The sequence below is a fragment of the Thioclava sp. SK-1 genome, from assembly GCF_001705665.1.
In the GTDB taxonomy this organism is placed as follows: Bacteria; Pseudomonadota; Alphaproteobacteria; order Rhodobacterales; family Rhodobacteraceae; genus Thioclava.
Map to the genome: position 1 here is coordinate 1 of NZ_MDHA01000085.1, position 21,005 is coordinate 21,005.

The window sequence follows — 21,005 nt, forward strand, 5'->3', positions numbered from 1 at the left end:
TTGAGCGTGGTCAGGTTCTGTGTAAGCCGAAGTCGGTTAACCCGCACACCAAATTCGAAGCTGAGGCCTATATCCTCACCAAAGAAGAGGGTGGCCGTCACACGCCGTTCTTCGCGAACTACCGCCCGCAGTTCTACTTCCGCACGACGGATGTTACAGGCACTGTTAACCTGCCCGAGGGAACGGAAATGGTTATGCCAGGCGACAACTTGAAGTTTGAAGTTGAGCTGATCGCACCGATCGCGATGGAAGATGGTCTGCGCTTCGCAATCCGTGAAGGCGGCCGTACCGTCGGCGCGGGCGTTGTGTCGAAAATCATCGCCTGATCTGTCATAGATCTTACGACATCTACGAAAGGGCCGCCCATCAGGGCGGCCCTTTTGCATGCAGGCTTGCACATGGAAAGAAAACGTCAGCTATTGGCAAAACCTGCCCAAAACCCACTTGACGGGCCTGATGGAACACCATAATTAGGCCGGGCTGGAGGGGTTTAGCTCAGTTGGTAGAGCATCGGTCTCCAAAACCGAGGGTCGTGGGTTCGAGTCCCTCAGCCCCTGCCAGCCAAAAATCCAAACATTAAAATCTGAATTCACATTCTTTATATGTGATTTTAGGGCGTTGGCACAGTCGCCAGGCGCGGCGGTCCGCATGGGTCAAAACACTTGAAACCGATGCGACAAGCGCGTATGTGACCCCCGGCATACAACCGCGTGGGGGTGTGCCGTAAGGTATAGAGGAAGACGAGCATGGCAAACCCGATTCAGTTCCTAAGCCAGGTCCGCGCCGAAGTCGGCAAGGTCTCTTGGCCAAGCAAGCGCGAAGTCGTTCTGACCTCGGCTATGGTGCTGGTGCTGACGGCGTTGACCGCGCTGTTTTTTTCGCTGGTGGATTGGGTGATCCGTTTGGGTCTGGGCCAAATCATCGGCTGACACACGGGCGAAGCCTTGTTGAGATCCGTCTAGGCCTTGAAATAGTTGGGTCTGGGATGTAAAGGGGCGGGACTTATCCGGGACGGGCGTGCATTGATTCGTTGTGCACGCTTGTTTTTTGTTTCGGGGCTGCGTGACAATCGCGTGGTTAAGTTGAATTTACGGTGCATCCGCGCCGATAGCTGAAGGCAGGGACACGAGCATGGCGCAGCGTTGGTATTCGGTGATGGTTCTCTCGAATTTCGAGAAGAAGGTTGCCGAGCAGATCCGTCAGTCCGTGATCGAAAAGGGTCTTGAGGACCAGATCGAAGAAGTTCTGGTTCCGACCGAAGAGGTCATCGAGATTCGTCGCGGCAAGAAAGTGACGTCAGAGCGCCGCTTTATGCCGGGCTATGTTCTGGTGCGGATGGATATGACCGATCAGGGCTATCACCTGATTAACTCCACCAACCGTGTGACCGGGTTCCTGGGCCACCGCGGCAAGCCGATGCCGATGTCGGATGCCGAAGTGAACCGCATGCTGAACCGCGGCAGCGAAGGCACGGGTGAAACCGCCGAGCCGCGCAACCTTATCCGGTTCGAAGTTGGTGAGAATGTGAGCGTAACCGACGGGCCGTTCGAAGGCTTCTCGGGCATGGTCGAGGAAGTTGATGACGTCTCGAGCCGTTTGAAAGTGACGGTTTCGATCTTTGGTCGTCCGACCCCGGTCGAATTGGAATTCACTCAGGTTCAGAAAACGAGCTGAGCGATCTGTGGGAGGCGTTTTGGGAATGAGCCCGCGCCGAACCACTAAACTTGCCTGCACCCCGCAGGCACAGTGATATAGGAGAAGCCAAATGGCTAAAAAAGTGGTTGGGCAGCTGAAGCTGCAAATCGCGGCAGGTTCGGCAAACCCGTCCCCGCCCGTAGGTCCGGCGCTGGGTCAGCGCGGAATCAACATCATGGAATTCTGCAAAGCGTTTAACGCAAAAACGCAGGAATTCGACAAAGCGGCGAAGATCCCAACGGTCATCACCTACTACGCCGACAAATCCTTCACATTTGAGCTGAAGAAGCCGACTGCGTCGTTCTACTTGAAGCAAGCTGCTGGCCTGAAGCCGGTTGGCAAGCGGAACCGTCCGAAGGGCTCTGAGGCGCCTGGCCGTGTGGTCGCTGCAACTGTCACCGCCGCTCAGGTGCGTGAAATTGCCGAAGCCAAAATGCCCGATTTGAACGCCAACGATATCGAAGGCGCGATGAACATCATCCTCGGCTCTGCGAAGTCGATCGGTATCGAGGTGAAAGGCTAAGTCATGGCAAAGCTCGGTAAGCGCACACAAGCTGCTCGTGCAGCATTCGAAGGCAAAGACCTGATCTCGGTTGAAGACGCCGTTGCTCTGGTTAAGCAAAACGCCAACGCGAAATTCGACGAAACGCTGGAAATCGCGATGAACCTGGGCGTTGACCCACGTCACGCAGACCAGATGGTTCGTGGCGTTGTTGCCCTGCCAAATGGCACCGGTAAAACCGTTCGTGTGGCTGTGTTCGCACGTGGCCCGAAAGCCGAAGAAGCAACCGCTGCTGGTGCAGATGTTGTTGGTGCCGAAGACCTGATGGAACAGATCCAAGCGGGCAACATCAATTTTGATCGCTGCATCGCAACCCCGGACATGATGCCAATCGTTGGCCGTCTGGGTAAGATCCTTGGCCCACGCAACCTGATGCCGAACCCTAAGGTCGGCACCGTGACAATGGACGTGAAAGCGGCCGTTGACGCGGCAAAAGGCGGCGAAGTTCAGTTCAAAGTGGAAAAAGCAGGCGTCATTCACGGTGGCATCGGCAAAGTTTCCTTTACTGAAGAGCAGCTGGCCCAGAACGTTCGTGCCTTTGTGAGCGCCGTGTCCAAAGCACGCCCCGCAGGCGCGAAAGGCACCTATGTCAAGAAGATCTCGGTGTCTTCGAGCATGGGTCCGGGCGTCACGCTGGATCTTGCTTCGGCAACCGGCGCTGAATAAGGGTTTCAACCCTGATGAAATTTGGAAAGGGCGGGCCGGTTGGCTCGCCCTTTTTCATTGTAGCGATCTGGGTGGAGCTGGTTTTTAAGGATGGATATTCGGCTGTTTTTAGGCGTGGCGCAGTATTTGAATTTATTGTCTTCACATGCTGTGATTTTCGGTGTAGACACCCAACCTGTTCCAGAGGCTGCCTTGCGTGGCCACTGTGAGCGATTCGTCCGAGACGGTGGGTAGAGAGCAATCTTATTAAACCCTGCCTGAGGCGGGAAGGACCGGATTTCTTCGGCGCTTTGCATGAAGCCCCAAAGGTGATCTTGGACGGACCGTTGCGGACCCCGATGTCGGGGCGTCAGCCCCGGCGAAATGAGCCGGAGGGTCAAACCTCCCAACTTGGAGTGTAACTGTGGATAGAGCGCAGAAAGAGAAAGTGGTCGAGGAACTCGGCCAGATTTTCGAAAGCTCTGGCGTCGTAGTGGTTGCCCGCTACGAAGGCCTGACGGTTGCAGAGATGCAGGACCTGCGCGCAAAGATGCGTGAAGCAGGCGGGTCCGTACGCGTTGCCAAGAACAAGCTCGCCAAGATCGCCCTTGTGGATCAGCCGTGCGCAAGCATTGCCGAATTCCTCACGGGTATGACTGTTCTCTCGTATTCGGAAGATCCTGTCGCTGCGGCGAAAGTGGTCAACGATTACGCTAAGGAAAACGAAAAGCTCGTTATCCTTGGTGGTGCAATGGGAGATCAGGCACTGGATGTTGCTGGTGTGAAAGCCGTCGCCGCTATGCCGTCGCGCGAGGAGCTTATTGCTTCCATCGTGGGCTGTATCGGTGCGCCTGCCGCCAACATCGCCGGTGCCATTGGCGCGCCTGCTTCGAACATCGCAAGCATTCTCTCGACCATCGAAGAGAAAGCAGCTTAAGCAAACCCAAATTCCATGCCATGCGGCGTGAACGCCCATGTGCAGGTACTCAACTTAGGACATTGAAAAATGGCTGATCTGAAGAAACTCGCGGAAGAAATCGTTGGTCTGACCCTCCTGGAAGCACAGGAACTGAAAACCATCCTGAAAGACGAATACGGCATCGAGCCAGCAGCCGGTGGCGCTGTCATGATGGCTGGCCCAGCAGCAGCTGGCGAAGCAGCTGAAGAGAAAGACGAATTTGACGTCGTTCTCGTCGAAGCTGGCGACAAAAAGATCAACGTGATCAAAGAAGTTCGCGGTATCACCGGTCTGGGCCTGAAAGAAGCCAAAGATCTGGTCGAAGCTGGCGGCAAAGTCAAAGAAGGCGCTTCCAAAGCAGAAGCCGAAGAGATCAAGAAGAAGCTCGAAGAAGCTGGCGCGAAAGTCGAACTCAAGTAATTGGGTTCGGTGCGTCTGCATCGAGTTGAAATGTAAGGCTGGGCCCGGAGCAATCCGGGCCCAGCCGAACCTGTCTTGGAAAGAGCTTTCATGATAAGCGTTTTCCAAGGCGGTGTTTGCGGTTCGGGAGCCATCCGGTGGGACGGATGGCGGGTATGGAACCGCCCCCCTTATCGCCAGGCGTTGCGCAGTGGGCCCCGACACTGCGCCGCACGCGAAAAGACGAAAGGTGACGACGAGCATGGCTCAAGCTTACGTTGGTCAGAAGCGCATTCGCCGCTACTACGGCAAAATCCGCGAAGTCCTTGAAATGCCGAACCTTATTCAGGTTCAGAAGGCATCTTACGATTTATTCCTCCGGTCGGGCGAGGGCGAAATGCCGCTCGACGGCGAAGGCATTAAGGGTGTGTTCCAATCGGTATTCCCGATCAAGGATTTCAACGATAATGCGATCCTTGAGTTCGTGAAATACGAACTTGAGAAACCCAAATACGATGTAGAAGAATGTCAGGCACGCGACATGACGTATAGCGCACCTTTGAAGGTGACGCTGCGTTTGATCGTGTTTGATATTGATGAGAACACCGGCGCGCGGTCGGTGAAAGATATTAAAGAACAAGACGTCTTCATGGGTGATATGCCGCTCATGACGAAAAACGGTACGTTCATCGTCAACGGGACCGAGCGTGTCATCGTGAGCCAGATGCACCGCTCGCCGGGTGTGTTCTTTGACCATGACCGTGGCAAAACCCACTCCTCGGGTAAGCTGTTGTTTGCGTGCCGGATCATCCCGTATCGCGGGTCGTGGCTGGACTTTGAATTCGACGCGAAAGACCTTGTCCATGCGCGTATCGACCGTCGCCGCAAGTTGCCGGTGACGACGCTGCTTTATGCGCTGGGTCTGGATCAAGAAGGCATGATGGATGCCTATTATGATACCGTTGATTATACCGCAAAAGGCCGCTCTGGCTGGGTGACGAAGTTCTTCCCGGACCGTATGCGTGGCACCCGACCGACCTTCGATCTGATCGACGCGAACAGCGGCGAAGTGATCTGTAAGGCTGGCGACAAAATGACGCCGCGGATGGTCAAGAAGATCAAGGACGATGCAGAGATCACAGATCTTCTTGTGCCGTTCGATCATATCTTGGGCCGGTATTGCGCCAAGGATATCGTCAATGATGAAACCGGCTTCATCTATATTGAAGCAGGTGACGAGCTGACCGCAGAATATGACAAAGAGGGCGACCTGATCGGTGGTTCTGTCAAAGTTCTGTTGGACAATAATATTACGGACGTCCCAATCCTTGATATCGATAATGTCAATGTTGGTCCGTATATCCGTAACACACTCGCGGCAGATAAAAACATGGGTCGCGATACCGCGCTTATGGATATCTACCGTGTGATGCGTCCGGGTGAGCCGCCGACCGTTGAGGCCGCGTCGAACCTGTTCGACACGCTGTTCTTCGATAGCGAGCGTTACGACCTGTCTGCTGTTGGGCGTGTGAAGATGAACATGCGTCTGGATCTGGATGTTCCAGATACACAGCGCACCTTGCGCAAAGAAGACATCATTGCCTGTATCAAAGGCTTGGTGGAACTGCGTGATGGTAAGGGCGAAATCGACGATATTGACCACCTTGGCAACCGTCGTGTTCGTTCGGTTGGCGAGCTGATGGAAAATCAGTATCGTGTCGGCCTGCTGCGTATGGAACGTGCGATCAAAGAGCGTATGTCCTCGGTTGAGATTGACACGGTTATGCCGCAAGATCTGATCAACGCGAAACCTGCGGCGGCGGCTGTTCGTGAATTCTTCGGCTCGTCGCAGCTGTCGCAGTTCATGGACCAAACCAACCCGCTGTCGGAAGTGACGCATAAACGCCGTCTTTCGGCGCTTGGCCCAGGGGGGCTGACCCGTGAACGTGCCGGTTTTGAGGTCCGCGACGTTCACCCGACCCACTATGGCCGGATGTGTCCGATTGAAACGCCAGAGGGTCAGAACATTGGTCTGATCAACTCTTTGGCCACCTTCGCGCGTGTGAACAAATACGGTTTCATCGAAACTCCGTATCGCAAAGTTGTCGACGGTAAGGTCACAGATGACGTGGTCTATATGTCGGCCACCGAAGAGATGCGTCACACCGTTGCGCAGGCAAACGCGGATTTGGACGAACAAGGCCAGTTCAAGAACGACCTGGTGTCGACCCGTCAGTCCGGCGATTTCATGCTGAACCCGAACGAAGCTGTCGACCTGATCGACGTTTCGCCGAAACAGCTGGTGTCGGTCGGTGCGGCGTTGATTCCGTTCCTTGAAAATGACGATGCTAACCGTGCCTTGATGGGTGCGAACATGCAGCGTCAGGCGGTTCCGTTGCTGAAGGCTGATGCGCCTTATGTCGGCACCGGTATGGAAGCCATCGTTGCCCGGGATTCCGGCGCTGCGATCATGGCGACCCGCGGCGGTATCATCGATCAGGTTGATGCGGCGCGTATTGTTGTGCGTGCGACCGAGAACCTTGAGCCGGGCGATCCGGGCGTGGACATCTATCGTCTGCGCAAGTTTAAGCGTTCTAACCAATCGTCCACCATCAACCAACGTCCGTTGGTCAAAGTTGGCGATAAGGTGCAGACCAATGAGGTCATCGCGGATGGTCCATCAACGGATCAGGGCGAATTGGCGATTGGTCGCAACGTGGTTGTCGCGTTCATGCCTTGGAACGGCTATAACTACGAAGACTCTATCCTGATCTCGGAGCGTATCCACAAAGACGACGTGTTCACCTCGATCCACATCGATGAATACGAAGTTGCGGCGCGCGATACGAAGTTGGGCCCAGAGGAAATCACGCGGGATATTCCCAACGTTGGTGAAGAAGCACTGCGCAACCTCGATGAAGCTGGTGTTGTGTATATCGGTGCCGAAGTTGGTCCGGGTGACATTCTGGTTGGTAAGATCACACCGAAGGGCGAAAGCCCGATGACGCCAGAAGAAAAACTTCTGCGCGCTATCTTCGGTGAGAAAGCGTCCGACGTTCGCGATACGTCGATGCGTTTGCCGCCGGGTGCCTATGGGACGATCGTGGAAGTTCGTGTGTTCAACCGTCACGGCGTCGAAAAAGACGAACGTGCTTTGCAGATCGAGCGTGAAGAAGTCGAGCGCCTGTCGCGTGACCGTGATGACGAATTGGTCATCTTGGAGCGCAACATCTATGCCCGCTTGCGGTCGTTGATCATCGGTAAGATCGCTGTGAAAGGCCCAAAAGGTATCAAGCCTGGCGCGGAAATCACACCGGAATTGCTGGAAACATTGTCGCGTGGCCAATATTGGCAGCTTGCCCTTGAAGACGAGGCGGACGCCAAAGAGGTCGAAGCTTTGAACGATCAGTTCGAAGCCCAGAAACGCGCCTTGGATCTGCGGTTCGAAGACAAGGTCGAGAAAGTCCGTCAGGGCGACGATCTGCCTCCGGGCGTGATGAAGATGGTCAAGGTGTTCGTGGCTGTGAAGCGTAAGCTTCAGGCCGGCGATAAGATGGCCGGTCGTCACGGGAACAAGGGTGTTGTGTCGAAAGTCGTTCCGGCTGAAGACATGCCGTTCTTGGCTGATGGCACCCCGGTCGACCTGGTGCTGAACCCGCTGGGCGTTCCATCGCGGATGAACGTTGGTCAGATCCTTGAAACCCATATGGGTTGGGCCGCGCGCGGCTTGGGTCTGCGCATCGACGAAGCGTTGCAGGATTATCGTCGCACTGGCGATATGACCCCTGTGCGTGAAGCGATGCGTCACGGCTACGGCGACGAGACCTATGAAGAAGCGTTTTCCGATATGGAAGACGAGCGCTTCTTGGAATCGGCAGATGCCGTTCGCATGGGCGTTCCGATCGCGACCCCGGTCTTCGACGGTGCCAAGGAAGAAGACATTGATGACGCATTGCGTCGCGCTGGCTTCGATACGTCTGGTCAGTCTGTTGTCTTTGACGGCCGCACCGGCGAGCAATTCGCGCGTAAGGTCACCGTTGGCGTCAAATACTTCCTGAAGTTGCATCACCTTGTCGATGACAAGATGCACGCCCGTTCGACCGGTCCGTACTCGCTTGTTACGCAGCAGCCGCTGGGTGGTAAGGCACAGTTCGGTGGTCAGCGTCTGGGTGAGATGGAAGTCTGGGCCCTTGAGGCATATGGCGCCGCCTACACCCTGCAGGAAATGCTGACGGTGAAGTCGGATGACGTTGCGGGTCGGACCAAGGTTTACGAGTCGATCGTCAAAGGTGAGGACAACTTCGAAGCCGGTGTTCCGGAATCGTTCAACGTTCTCGTCAAAGAGGTCCGCGGTTTGGGCCTCAATATGGAACTCCTGGATGCGGAGGATGAAGAGTAAGGGGCTATGCCTCTTACTTTCCCCCGCCTCTGCTGCCCCCTAACAAGGATTTTCAGATGAACCAGGAAATCACATCCAATCCGTTCAACCCGCTGGCACAGCCCAAGCAGTTTGACGAGATCAAGGTGTCTCTGGCGTCGCCCGAACGGATCCTCTCGTGGTCCTTCGGCGAGATCAAGAAGCCCGAAACCATCAACTACCGGACGTTCAAACCCGAACGTGACGGCCTGTTCTGTGCGCGTATCTTTGGCCCGATCAAAGATTATGAATGCCTATGCGGCAAGTATAAGCGCATGAAATATCGCGGCGTTGTCTGCGAAAAATGTGGTGTTGAAGTCACGCTGCAAAAGGTCCGCCGGGAGCGGATGGGCCATATCGAGCTGGCCGCACCTTGCGCGCATATCTGGTTCCTTAAGTCGTTGCCATCGCGCATCGGCCTGATGCTGGACTGCACGCTGCGCGATCTGGAACGTATTCTGTACTTTGAAAATTACGTCGTGATCGAACCGGGCCTAACAGATCTAAACTACGGTCAGCTGATGACTGAAGATGAGTATCTGGACGCTCAAGACACCTATGGTGCAGACGCTTTCACCGCAAATATCGGTGCTGAAGCGATCCGTGAGATGCTGCAAGGCATCGATCTGGAAGCGACAGCCGAGCAATTGCGCGAAGAACTGAAAGAAGCCACCGGTGAATTGAAGCCCAAGAAGATCATCAAACGTTTGAAGATCGTTGAATCGTTCCTAGAATCAGGCAACCGCCCGGAGTGGATGATTCTGACGGTTCTGCCAGTGATCCCACCGGAACTGCGTCCGCTGGTTCCGTTGGATGGTGGCCGTTTTGCGACTTCGGATCTGAATGATCTGTATCGCCGGGTGATCAACCGGAACAACCGCTTGAAGCGCCTGATCGAATTGCGTGCGCCCGATATCATCGTGCGTAACGAAAAGCGTATGCTGCAGGAATCTGTGGATGCGTTGTTCGATAACGGTCGTCGCGGCCGCGTCATCACGGGCACCAATAAACGCCCGCTGAAGTCGCTGTCGGACATGTTGAAGGGTAAGCAGGGTCGTTTCCGTCAGAACCTTTTGGGGAAACGCGTCGACTTCTCTGGCCGTTCGGTCATTGTGACCGGCCCGGAGTTGAAACTGCATCAATGTGGTCTTCCCAAGAAGATGGCATTGGAATTGTTCAAGCCGTTCATCTACTCCCGTCTAGAGGCCAAAGGTTTGTCCTCTACCGTGAAGCAGGCGAAAAAGCTGGTCGAAAAAGAGCGTCCTGAAGTTTGGGATATTCTTGACGAGGTTATTCGCGAGCATCCGGTTCTTTTGAACCGTGCTCCCACGCTGCACCGTCTGGGCATTCAAGCGTTTGAACCGCAGCTGATCGAAGGTAAGGCTATTCAGCTTCACCCGCTGGTCTGCTCGGCGTTTAACGCTGACTTTGACGGTGACCAGATGGCTGTTCACGTTCCGCTGTCGCTGGAAGCGCAGCTGGAAGCACGCGTGTTGATGATGTCGACGAATAACGTTCTGTCGCCTGCAAACGGCGCACCGATCATTGTTCCGTCGCAGGATATGATCTTGGGCCTGTATTACGTGACGATGGAACGTAAGGGTCTGCAAGGTGAAGGCATGGTCTTCTCGTCCATCGATGAGGTTGATCAGGCACTTAATGCCGGCGAAGTGCATCTGCACGCGAAGATCAAATGCCGTGTGGCGCAGATCGACGAAACCGGCAATGAGGTCTATCGCGTCTTTGATACGACGCCGGGCCGGACCCGTTTGGGCGCGCTATTGCCGTTGAACGCAAAAGCGCCGTTTGAACTGGTCAACCGTTTGCTGCGTAAGAAAGACGTGCAGAACGTCATCGATACCGTTTACCGGTATTGCGGACAAAAAGAGTCGGTCATCTTCTGTGACCAGATCATGTCGATGGGCTTCAAGGAAGCATTCCGCGCGGGTATCTCGTTCGGTAAAGACGACATGGTTATTCCGGACACCAAATGGCCGATCGTTAATGACGTTCGCGATCAGGTTAAGGAATTCGAACAACAATATATGGACGGCCTTATCACTCAGGGCGAGAAATATAACAAAGTTGTCGATGCTTGGTCGAAATGTTCTGACGCCGTCGCTGGCGAGATGATGAAGGAAATTTCTGCGGTTCGCGTCACGGATGCGGGCATGGAGAAAGAGCCGAACTCGGTCTACATGATGTCGCACTCCGGTGCGCGTGGCTCGCCCGCTCAGATGAAGCAGCTGGGTGGTATGCGCGGTCTGATGGCGAAACCATCGGGCGAGATCATCGAAACGCCGATTATCTCGAACTTTAAGGAAGGTCTGTCCGTTCTTGAGTATTTTAACTCAACACACGGTGCCCGTAAGGGTCTGGCAGATACGGCTTTGAAGACAGCAAACTCCGGTTACCTGACACGTCGTCTGGTGGATGTTGCGCAGGACTGCATCGTGCGTGCGCATGATTGCGGGACAGAGCAGGCGATCAATGCGTCGGCCGCCGTCAATGATGGTGAGGTTGTCGCGCCGTTGTCAGAACGTATTCTGGGCCGTGTGGCTGCGGATGATGTTCTGGTTCCGGGTTCGGATGAGGTGCTGGTTCGCCGCAACGAGCTGATCGACGAGCGTAAGGCAGATCAGATCGAACAGGCGGGCGTGTTGTCGATCCGCATGCGTTCGGCATTGACCTGTGAGGCCGAAGAGGGCGTTTGCGCGCTTTGCTACGGTCGTGACCTTGCGCGCGGCACGATGGTCAACCAAGGCGAAGCGGTGGGTATCATCGCGGCGCAATCCATCGGTGAACCTGGCACACAGCTGACGATGCGGACATTCCACATTGGCGGTATTGCTCAGGGTGGTTCGCAATCCTTCCTGGAGGCATCGCAGGCCGGTAAGATCGCGTTCAAAAACGAGAACTTGCTGACCAACGAAGCCGGTGATGCGATCGTTATGGGCCGGAATATGCAGGTCCAGATCGTCAATGAGCATGGTGAAGAACTGGCCGGTCACAAGGTCGGTTACGGCACCAAGCTGCATGTAACCGAAGGGCAGGACGTGAAGCGCGGCGATAAGCTGTTCGAATGGGATCCCTATACCCTGCCGATCATCGCGGATAAGCCGGGCCGTGCGAAATTCGTCGATCTTGTATCGGGTATCTCGGTCCGTGAGGACACCGATGATGCAACCGGTATGACGCAGCGTATCGTGTCCGATTGGCGGTCTGCGCCTAAGGGCAATGACCTGAAGCCGGAAGTGATCATCGTTGATCAAGATGGCGAGCCGGTGCGTAATGATGCGGGCAATCCTGTGACGTATCCGATGTCGGTCGACGCGATTTTGTCGATTGAGGATGGTCAGGACGTAAAAGCCGGTGACGTGGTTGCACGTATTCCGCGTGAAGGTGCGAAAACAAAAGACATCACCGGTGGTCTGCCGCGTGTTGCTGAATTGTTCGAAGCCCGTCGTCCGAAGGATCACGCGATCATCGCTGAAATTGATGGCTATGTCCGCTTTGGCAAAGACTATAAGAACAAGCGTCGGATCGCGATTGATCCGCGTGACGAGGGTCTTGAAGCGGTTGAATACATGGTGCCGAAAGGCAAGCACATCCCGGTGCAAGAAGGCGACTTCGTGCAGAAGGGTGACTACATCATGGACGGCAACCCTGCGCCGCACGACATTTTGCGCATCATGGGGATTGAGGCCTTGGCCGATTACCTCATCGACGAAGTGCAAGACGTCTATCGTCTGCAGGGCGTGAAGATCAACGACAAGCACATCGAGGTGATCGTTCGCCAGATGCTGCAAAAGATCGAGATCTTGGATTCTGGCGATACCACGCTGCTGAAAGGCGAAAACGTGGATAAGGCAGAATTCGACGAGGCGAATGAGAAGATTGCGGCCCGTGGCGGTCGTCCGGCGCATGGTGAACCCGTGCTTCTGGGCATCACCAAAGCGTCGTTGCAGACTCGCTCCTTTATCTCGGCAGCGTCGTTCCAGGAAACGACACGCGTTCTTACCGAAGCCTCGGTCCAAGGTAAGCGCGACAAGCTGGTCGGTCTGAAAGAGAACGTGATCGTTGGTCGTCTGATCCCAGCAGGGACGGGTGGGGCAACCACGCGTGTTCGCAAGATCGCGGCAGAGCGTGACGGTCTGGTCGTCGATACCAAACGTGCAGAGGCCGAACAGGCTGCAGCACTAGCGGCACCGATGCCAATGGATGAGGAAGTGGCAGATTTCGGCCCTGTCTCAACCCCGGAAAGCCGCGACTGACCTTGTGATTGTCGACAATCACTGACACTGTTAAAAGGCCCCGCATTGTGCGGGGCCTTTTTCTTGAGGTGGAACGTGTCAGACAACGCGCGCGGGATCTTAATTATGATCATTGGGATGTCGGGTTTCGTTGTCTCCGACACGATTATGAAGCAGATCACACAAGAGCTGCCATTGTTTCAGGTGATCTTTTTGCGCCACATCTTGATGACGATCGGGCTTGGAGTGATTGCGTGCCGCAGTGCAGTGCCGGTGCATCTGCCCCAAGGGCGCGACCGCGGGCTGATCGCGCTGCGCATTCTGGGCGATATCGGCGTTACATTTGCCTTTCTATCGGCACTGTCTTTATTGAGCCTTGGAACGGCGACCGCGATTGTGCAGGTGCAGCCTTTGGCAGTCACTTTGGCTGCGGCTGTGATTTTGAAACAACCTATCGGTCCGCGTCGTCTTATTGCGATTATGATCGGTTTTGGCGGTGTCTTGCTGATCGTGCGGCCCGGATCGGATGCTTTTGGTGCGCCGGCCTTGCTGGCGCTTTTGGCCGTGGCGTTTGTGGTCCTGCGCGATCTGTCTACCCGTCTTATCTCGTCCAAAATGTCCACGGCCTTTGTTGCCGCGCTGACTTCTGCCGGGATCATGGCAGCGGCGGGCGCCATGTCACTGACCGCGCCGTGGCAGATGCTCAACGCTGGGCAGGCGGGGTTGATTATCGGCTCGGCTTGCCTGGTTATGGTCGGCTATCTGGGCGTGGTGGCCGCCATGCGAATTGGCGACATCGCGGTGATTTCTCCGGTGCGATATGTCTCGTTGGTCATCGCACTGATTCTGGGGTTTGTGTTCTTCCAAGAAGTTCCGGGCCCATTGACCCTGGTGGGGGCGGCGATTGTGGTGGCAACTGGCCTGTTCACCTTCTTCCGTGAGTCGCGATCGGGTGGCACTCCGCCCTTGCCGCCACAGACAGACCGGGTGTGATGACCCGTTTTACGCGTTTTTATTGACAAACCGGGGGCATGGGTTGAAAACCCGCGCAAATGTCGTCGCGTTGACACGAATCCGTGCTGAACCGGAGCCGTTATCGCCCAGACCTAACAGGATATCCGCGCCATGCCCGACGTTTCCCCACAGGTGTCCGTTGTGATTCCAGCCAAAAATGAGGCCGAGAATATCCTACCGTTGCTGGACGAGATCCACGCCGCTTGCGCACCGGTTTGCGCCTATGAGGTGATTGTGGTCGATGATGGATCCGACGATGGGATGGGCGCCATCCTGGAAAAGCGCATGTCGATCCAGCCGCAGTTACGGGTGTTGCGAAATGATGTTTCTGGCGGGCAAAGCGCGGCGGTCCATAGCGGCACGCTTGCAGCGCGGGCGCCGATTATCTGCACCTTAGATGGGGATGGGCAAAACCCCCCATGCGAGCTGCCAAAGCTTATGGCCCCGCTGCAGGTAGAGGGCGCGCGTGGCTTGGTCGCCGGGCAGCGGGTCGGTCGGCAAGATACGCTGTCCAAACGCTATGCATCGAAATTTGCCAATGCCGTTCGGGCCAAGGTGCTGCAAGACGGCACGCGCGATACAGGCTGCGGGTTGAAGGCCTTTCGCCGCGATGAATTTCTGACGTTGCCCTATTTCGATCACATGCATCGCTACCTGCCCGCGTTATTTGCGCGTGAAGGTCTGGCGGTGACATTGGTGGATGTCAGCCATCGTTCGCGCGGCGGAGGTGCATCGAAATACACAAATTGGCAGCGCGGTCTGGTGGGGATAGTGGATTTGGCCGGGGTGGCCTGGCTGCTGCGCCGTCGCAAAAAACAATGCCCGACCGAAGTAATCCGATCACGCCAAACGCAGGAGGTCTGATCAATGGACTGGATCATGAATGTCTTGCATGTCGAGACTCAGGCAGAGCTGTGGTGGGTTGTGTTTGGCCTTGCTGCGCAGCTGATGTTTACCGCACGGTTCATCGTGCAATGGATCGCATCCGAGCGCGTGAAGGAATCCGTAATGCCGGTGGCATTTTGGTATTTCTCCTTGGCGGGGGGGCTGATGTTGCTAAGCTATGCCGTGCATCGTCAGGACCCGGTTTTTGTCTTGGGGCAATCCCTTGGTGTGATTATTTATTCTCGGAACCTATGGTTGATCCATGCAAAGCGTAAATCCAGCTGAGTCGTCGGCCTGGCGTCGCAAAGCCGTTGCCTTCGTCGTTGCGATCACCGTTTTGCGGCTGATCTTATTAGCATTCAACCAAACACAGTTGTTCGTGGATGAGACCCAATATTGGTATTGGGGGCAGCACCTTGATTTTGGATATTATTCCAAACCGCCATTTATTGGTTGGTTGCTGCGTGGGGTGACGGATCTGGCAGGATCGGACAGTATGTTCTGGATCCGGATGCCCGGGGCAATTTTACATGGGATCACGGCACTGCTCTTAGGTACGCTGGCGGCACGGCTTGCAGATGGCCGGGCGGGGCTGTGGGCGGCCGCGCTCTACGTCACCTTGCCCTTCGTTGCGGTGGGATCTTTGCTGATCTCAACCGATACGGTGATGGCACCATTTTACGCGGGCGCATTGTTGTTTTTTGTCCGGGCGGCGCAGGGCAGCGGGCTGCGTGATGCAGCATTTGCGGGTCTGTGTGGCGGTGCGGCGTTTATGTCAAAATATGCCGCAATTTATCTGATACCCGGCATGGGCCTGGCTGCATTGGTATCAAACGCGTATCGCGTGACAGTGCTGCAGGTGTTGGTGATGGCGATCTGTGCCGCGATCGTGATTGCGCCCAATGTGCTGTGGAATCTGTCGCATGATCTGACCACCGTCGAACATACGATGGATAACGCAGGTTGGGTGCGCGACGGGGCGCAGCTGAATTGGGGCTCACTCGCCGAGTTTTTCTTTAGCCAATTCGCGGTTTTCGGTCCAGTGACGATGGTTGGGCTTTTGCTGGGCTATGGCGCGGTGCGAAATCCGGTGACGCGCGGCCTGATCATGCTGTCGTTTCCGCCGTTGCTGGTGGTGCTGGTGCAGGCGTTCCTAGACAAAGCCTATGCCAACTGGGCGGTTGCGACCTATTTCGCCGGTACAGTTCTGGTGGTGTTGGTGCTGCGTCCACGGTGGCTGAAGATTGCGCTGGGGATCAATCTGGTGATTGCTGTAATGTTGCCGGTGCTGACGGTTCTCGCCCCTTGGCCCGAATGGAAGGGCCAGCCGTTGATGAAACGCTATCTGGGCCGCGAAGAGCAAAGTGCCGCGATCTTGGATATTGCGCAGGGGCAGGGCCTGCCCGTTTATGCGCAATCGCGTGATATCCTGGCAGATCTGTTCCACGCAGGCCAGGGGCTGGATGTCACGATCTGGGCGCCACAACCGCAGGGGCGGGCGCATAATTACTATGAGCAGATGCACCCGTTGCCGACAGAGTATCGCGGCGAGGTGCTGATGGTCGCGCGGGATGCGCCGCAATGTTATGCCCCGGCATACCATGTGGCAAATTTGCCCAATCTTGGCGCGTGGTCTGGCCATAACCTTTCGGTGTGGCGAGTGAGTGCAGGGTGTTTGAATGCCGGAGGTTGATCTGCGTAAAACCGGTATTTGGCTGCTGATAGGATGGATCGCAGCGACTGCGCTGTTTCGTGGCGCGCCGGAGGTTGATCTGTGGATCGCGGCGTTGCCCTATCGGACCGGTCATGGCTTTGGCGGGTTAGTGCCGGCGTCATGGGAATGGCTTCGGCTGCGGATCTGGGATCTGTCGATTATTTTGTTCTTGGTTTCAATCCCGCTATGGGCGTTGGCGCGCAAGATCGCACGGCCGGTATTGCGGGTTTCGGCACGGGGCTGGGCCTATGTGTTTTGGCTGTATCTTCTTGGGCCAGTGATCATCGTTAATGGCATATTGAAGGCCTATTCTGGCCGTGCACGTCCCTATAAGATCGAAGAGTTTGGCGGCGAGCTAACCTTTACGCCGGTGCTGCAACTGTCTGACCAGTGCAGCCGGAACTGTTCGTTTGTCTCGGGCGAAGTGGCGGCAGCTGTTGTGCTGAGCTTACTGATCTGGATGGGGTTAGAGCTGTGGCGCAGGCACATGCAGCCGTGGACGATCTATTTTGGTCGCGCCGTTGCGGTTTTCATCACTGGGTTCATTTGCGCCCAGAGAATCGTCGATGGTCGGCACTTTGCATCGGATACGGTCTTCGCGGCGTTGGTTGTCCTAAGCGTAGCATGGGTGCTTTACGGTTTTCTCAATGCTCATTGGGCGAGCAGCGTTCATGCGTTGGTGCGTCGGCGCATTCGGCGCGGTTGACAAGCCTACCGAACCCGCCTATACGCCGCGCATCCCCTAGGGCGAAGTATGTCCGAAGGGTTCTCGAAAATCAGTGGATTTACTCCGGGCCCCCTTGTCCCGATCTTCTGGCTTTCGGCGTTTCCGTCTGCCCCATTGGGAAAGTCAGAGACGATTTAGGCGTTTACGCGATTGGGCGCGTACGCTGTCGAGAAGTGGCGCAGCCAATCGGCTGCGAGTATTGACAACCGAAGCGAACGGGGAACCGAATGCCGACGATCCAACAGCTGATCCGCAAACCGCGGCAGCCCAAGGTGAAGCGCTCAAAGTCGCAGCACCTTCAAGAATGCCCGCAAAAGCGTGGCGTTTGCACGCGTGTGTACACAACCACGCCGAAGAAACCGAACTCCGCTATGCGTAAAGTCGCCAAAGTGCGTCTGACGAATGGCTTCGAGGTCATCTCCTACATTCCGGGCGAAAAGCACAACCTCCAGGAGCACTCCGTTGTGCTTATCCGTGGCGGCCGTGTGAAAGACCTTCCGGGTGTCCGTTATCACATCCTGCGCGGTGTGTTGGATACCCAAGGTGTTAAAGATCGCCGTCAGCGTCGTTCGAAATACGGCGCGAAGCGTCCGAAATAAGGAGAGGTCGACATGTCACGTCGTCACGCCGCTGTTAAGCGCGAAGTTCTGCCGGACGCCAAGTTTGGTGACCGCGTTCTGACTAAATTCATGAATAACCTGATGATCGACGGCAAGAAATCTGTTGCCGAAAAGATCGTCTACAACGCGCTTGATCGCGTTGAAGGCAAGCTGAAGCGTGAGCCGATCGAAGTGTTCCACGAAGCACTCGAGAACGTGAAGCCAGCTGTTGAGGTTCGCTCCCGCCGTGTTGGTGGTGCGACCTATCAGGTTCCAGTCGAAGTGCGCCCGATCCGCCGCGAAGCCTTGGCTATCCGCTGGTTGATCAACGCAGCTCGTGCCCGCAACGAAAACACCATGGAAGAGCGCCTTGCAGGCGAGCTTCTCGATGCTGTTAACTCGCGCGGTACCGCTGTTAAAAAGCGCGAAGACACGCACAAGATGGCCGACGCCAACAAAGCGTTCAGCCACTACCGCTGGTAAGCACAACGGAAGGACGCCACTATGGCTCGCGAATATCCGCTTAACCAATACCGTAACTTCGGGATCATGGCGCACATCGACGCGGGTAAAACCACGACGACTGAGCGTATTCTGTACTACACGGGCAAATCGCACAAAATTGGCGAAGTGCACGATGGTGCGGCAACCATGGACTGGATGGAACAAGAGGCCGAGCGCGGCATCACCATCACCTCGGCTGCGACGACCACATTCTGGGAGCGCACTGAGAACGGTGCCGAACCGATGACGCCGAAGCACCGCTTCAACATCATCGACACCCCCGGCCACGTTGACTTCACAATTGAAGTTGAACGTTCGTTGGCCGTTTTGGACGGTGCAGTTGCATTGCTCGACGGTAACGCCGGTGTTGAGCCGCAAACCGAGACAGTGTGGCGTCAGGCCGACCGTTACAAGGTTCCGCGTCTGGTCTTCGTCAACAAGATGGACAAGATCGGCGCGGACTTCTTTAACTGCGTCAAAATGATCAAAGACCGCACTGGTGCAACACCAGTTCCGGTTAACTTCCCGATTGGTTCGGAAGACTTGCTGGAAGGCATCGTCGACCTGATCACGATGGAAGAATGGGTCTGGAAAGGCGAAGATCTAGGCGCTGCCTGGATTCGTCAACCAATCCGTGACGATCTGAAAGCGACCGCCGATGAATGGCGTTCGGTTCTGATCGAGAACGCTGTTGAGCAAGACGACGAAGCCATGATGGCTTATCTGGAAGGCGAAGAGCCTTCGGTCGAAGAACTGCGCAAGCTGGTCCGTAAGGGCACGTTGTCGATGTCCTTCGTTCCGGTTCTGGGTGGTTCGGCGTTCAAAAACAAAGGCGTTCAGCCTTTGCTTAACGCTGTGATCGATTTCTTGCCATCGCCGCTGGACGTCCCTGCTTACATGGGCTTCTCGCCAGATGATGAGACCGAAGAGCGTAACATCGCACGTCACGCTGACGATGATGAGCCGCTGTCGGGCCTTGCGTTCAAAATCATGAACGACCCCTTCGTTGGTTCGCTGACCTTCACGCGCCTGTATTCGGGCAAAATGAAGAAAGGTGACTCGGTTCTGAACGCGACAAAAGGTCGTAAAGAGCGCATCGGTCGTATGATGATGATGCACTCGAACAACCGTGACGAAATCGATGAAGCATTCGCAGGCGACATCATCGCGCTGGCCGGTCTGAAAGAGACCACCACCGGTGATACCATCTGTGACACGGCAAACCCCGTTGTTCTGGAAACCATGTCGTTCCCCGACCCGGTTATCGAGATCGCGATCGAGCCAAAGTCGAAAGCCGACCAAGAGAAAATGGGTATCGCCCTGGCTCGCTTGGCAGCAGAAGACCCCTCGTTCCGCGTCGAGACAAACTTCGAGTCCGGTCAGACGATCATGAAGGGCATGGGCGAACTTCACCTCGACATCCTTGTTGACCGTATGAAGCGGGAATTCAAAGTCGAGGCGAACATCGGTGCGCCGCAAGTTGCCTACCGTGAGACCATCTCGCAGGCTGCTGAGATTGATTACACGCACAAGAAGCAGACCGGTGGTACTGGTCAGTTTGCGCGTATCAAACTTGACATCCAGCCGACAGAGCCGGGCGAAGGGTATTCCTTCGAGTCGAAAATCGTCGGTGGTTCGGTTCCGAAAGAATACATCCCTGGTGTCGAAAAGGGCATTCAGTCGGTCATGGACTCCGGTCCGTTGGCAGGCTTCCCGGTTATCGACTTCAAGGTTGCGCTGGTTGACGGTGCATTCCACGATGTTGACTCCTCGGTTCTGGCCTTTGAAATCGCAACCCGTGCAGCGATGCGCGAAGGCCTTCGTAAGGCCGGCGCAAAACTGCTCGAGCCGATGATGAAGGTCGAAGTCGTAACACCGGAAGAATACACCGGTTCGATCATTGGCGACCTGACCTCACGTCGTGGTCAGGTGCAAGGACAGGACAGCCGCGGCAACGCAGTTGTCATTAACTCCTTCGTGCCGCTGGCGAATATGTTCGGCTACATCAACAACCTGCGTTCGATGTCTTCGGGCCGCGCCGTCTTTACGATGCTGTTCGATCACTACGAGCCGGTACCGCAAAACATCTCTGACGAGATCCAGAAGCAATACGCGTGATGAAACAGCGCCCAGTGGTTTCCCCCGCTGGGCGCATCCTTTCATCATATGCGAGACAGGAGGCCATTATGGCAAAGGCAAAGTTTGAACGTAACAAGCCGCACGTCAACATCGGCACGATCGGCCACGTTGACCACGGTAAAACCACGCTGACGGCAGCGATCACCAAATATTTTGGTGACTTCAAGGCATATGACCAGATTGATGGCGCGCCAGAAGAGAAAGCCCGTGGTATCACGATCTCGACGGCACACGTTGAGTATGAGACGGAAACGCGTCACTACGCGCACGTCGACTGCCCCGGCCACGCTGACTATGTTAAGAACATGATCACCGGTGCGGCGCAGATGGACGGCGCGATCTTGGTTGTTAACGCAGCTGACGGCCCGATGCCGCAGACGCGTGAGCACATCTTGTTGGGCCGCCAGGTTGGTATTCCGACCATGGTTGTGTACATGAACAAGGTTGACCAGGTTGACGACGAAGAGCTTCTTGAGCTGGTCGAGATGGAAATC

17 protein-coding genes, 1 tRNA gene and 1 pseudogene are annotated in these 21,005 nt (G+C 55.8%); all 19 read left to right on the forward strand.

What is annotated here, in order from left to right:
• Positions 1-326, forward strand: a pseudogene (tuf, locus tag BFP70_RS18630) (elongation factor Tu); the annotation flags it as partial.
• Positions 327-484: 158 nt separating this feature from the next.
• Positions 485-560, forward strand: a tRNA-Trp gene (locus BFP70_RS18635).
• Between the two features lie 186 nt (positions 561-746).
• Positions 747-929: a preprotein translocase subunit SecE gene (gene secE, locus BFP70_RS18640; RefSeq protein ID WP_066013379.1), complete on the forward strand. Its 183-nt coding sequence runs from the start codon at positions 747-749 to the stop codon at positions 927-929.
• A gap of 202 nt (positions 930-1,131) precedes the next feature.
• Positions 1,132-1,674, forward strand: a complete 543-nt coding sequence (gene nusG / locus BFP70_RS18645; RefSeq protein ID WP_066013383.1) for a transcription termination/antitermination protein NusG — start codon at positions 1,132-1,134, stop codon at positions 1,672-1,674.
• 91 nt (positions 1,675-1,765) lie between these two features.
• Positions 1,766-2,218 carry a 50S ribosomal protein L11 gene (gene rplK, locus BFP70_RS18650; protein WP_066013385.1) on the forward strand — a complete coding sequence of 151 codons (453 nt, stop codon included), beginning with the start codon at positions 1,766-1,768 and terminating at the stop codon, positions 2,216-2,218.
• A gap of 3 nt (positions 2,219-2,221) precedes the next feature.
• Positions 2,222-2,923: a 50S ribosomal protein L1 gene (gene rplA, locus BFP70_RS18655; protein WP_066013387.1), complete on the forward strand. Its 702-nt coding sequence runs from the start codon at positions 2,222-2,224 to the stop codon at positions 2,921-2,923.
• 403 nt (positions 2,924-3,326) lie between these two features.
• Positions 3,327-3,839 (forward strand): 50S ribosomal protein L10, encoded by a 513-nt coding sequence (rplJ, locus tag BFP70_RS18660; RefSeq protein WP_066013390.1) that lies wholly within the window; start codon positions 3,327-3,329, stop codon positions 3,837-3,839.
• 69 nt (positions 3,840-3,908) lie between these two features.
• A complete protein-coding gene (gene rplL, locus BFP70_RS18665) occupies positions 3,909-4,280 on the forward strand; it encodes a 50S ribosomal protein L7/L12 (RefSeq protein ID WP_066013391.1) in 372 nt (123 codons plus the stop codon).
• A 241-nt stretch (positions 4,281-4,521) separates the two neighbouring features.
• Complete coding sequence (gene rpoB, locus BFP70_RS18670) at positions 4,522-8,658, forward strand: DNA-directed RNA polymerase subunit beta (RefSeq protein ID WP_066013392.1); 4,137 nt, start codon at positions 4,522-4,524, stop codon at positions 8,656-8,658.
• Between the two features lie 56 nt (positions 8,659-8,714).
• Positions 8,715-12,950: a DNA-directed RNA polymerase subunit beta' gene (rpoC, locus tag BFP70_RS18675; protein ID WP_066013393.1), complete on the forward strand. Its 4,236-nt coding sequence runs from the start codon at positions 8,715-8,717 to the stop codon at positions 12,948-12,950.
• A gap of 75 nt (positions 12,951-13,025) precedes the next feature.
• Positions 13,026-13,922 (forward strand): DMT family transporter, encoded by an 897-nt coding sequence (locus BFP70_RS18680; RefSeq protein WP_255356785.1) that lies wholly within the window; start codon positions 13,026-13,028, stop codon positions 13,920-13,922.
• A gap of 132 nt (positions 13,923-14,054) precedes the next feature.
• A complete protein-coding gene (locus tag BFP70_RS18685) occupies positions 14,055-14,807 on the forward strand; it encodes a glycosyltransferase family 2 protein (protein ID WP_066013397.1) in 753 nt (250 codons plus the stop codon).
• Positions 14,808-14,810: 3 nt separating this feature from the next.
• Positions 14,811-15,113: a lipid-A-disaccharide synthase N-terminal domain-containing protein gene (locus BFP70_RS18690; protein WP_141693275.1), complete on the forward strand. Its 303-nt coding sequence runs from the start codon at positions 14,811-14,813 to the stop codon at positions 15,111-15,113.
• A complete protein-coding gene (locus tag BFP70_RS18695; protein WP_083217617.1) occupies positions 15,091-16,521 on the forward strand; it encodes a glycosyltransferase family 39 protein in 1,431 nt (476 codons plus the stop codon). Before BFP70_RS18690 ends, BFP70_RS18695 begins: the two co-directional genes overlap by 23 nt.
• Positions 16,508-17,248: a phosphatase PAP2 family protein gene (locus tag BFP70_RS18700; RefSeq protein WP_066013404.1), complete on the forward strand. Its 741-nt coding sequence runs from the start codon at positions 16,508-16,510 to the stop codon at positions 17,246-17,248. The genes BFP70_RS18695 and BFP70_RS18700 overlap by 14 nt, the downstream gene beginning before the upstream one ends.
• 248 nt (positions 17,249-17,496) lie before the next feature.
• The gene (rpsL, locus tag BFP70_RS18705; RefSeq protein WP_038074720.1) at positions 17,497-17,868 is read left to right on the forward strand and encodes a 30S ribosomal protein S12; all 372 of its coding nucleotides are present in this window, start codon (positions 17,497-17,499) and stop codon (positions 17,866-17,868) included.
• A gap of 12 nt (positions 17,869-17,880) precedes the next feature.
• A complete protein-coding gene (gene rpsG, locus BFP70_RS18710) occupies positions 17,881-18,351 on the forward strand; it encodes a 30S ribosomal protein S7 (RefSeq protein WP_066013406.1) in 471 nt (156 codons plus the stop codon).
• Positions 18,352-18,372: 21 nt separating this feature from the next.
• Positions 18,373-20,490: an elongation factor G gene (gene fusA, locus BFP70_RS18715; RefSeq protein ID WP_066013408.1), complete on the forward strand. Its 2,118-nt coding sequence runs from the start codon at positions 18,373-18,375 to the stop codon at positions 20,488-20,490.
• Positions 20,491-20,558: 68 nt separating this feature from the next.
• The coding region (locus BFP70_RS18720) for a GTP-binding protein (RefSeq protein WP_141693276.1) at positions 20,559-21,005 on the forward strand (447 nt) is incomplete at its 3' end.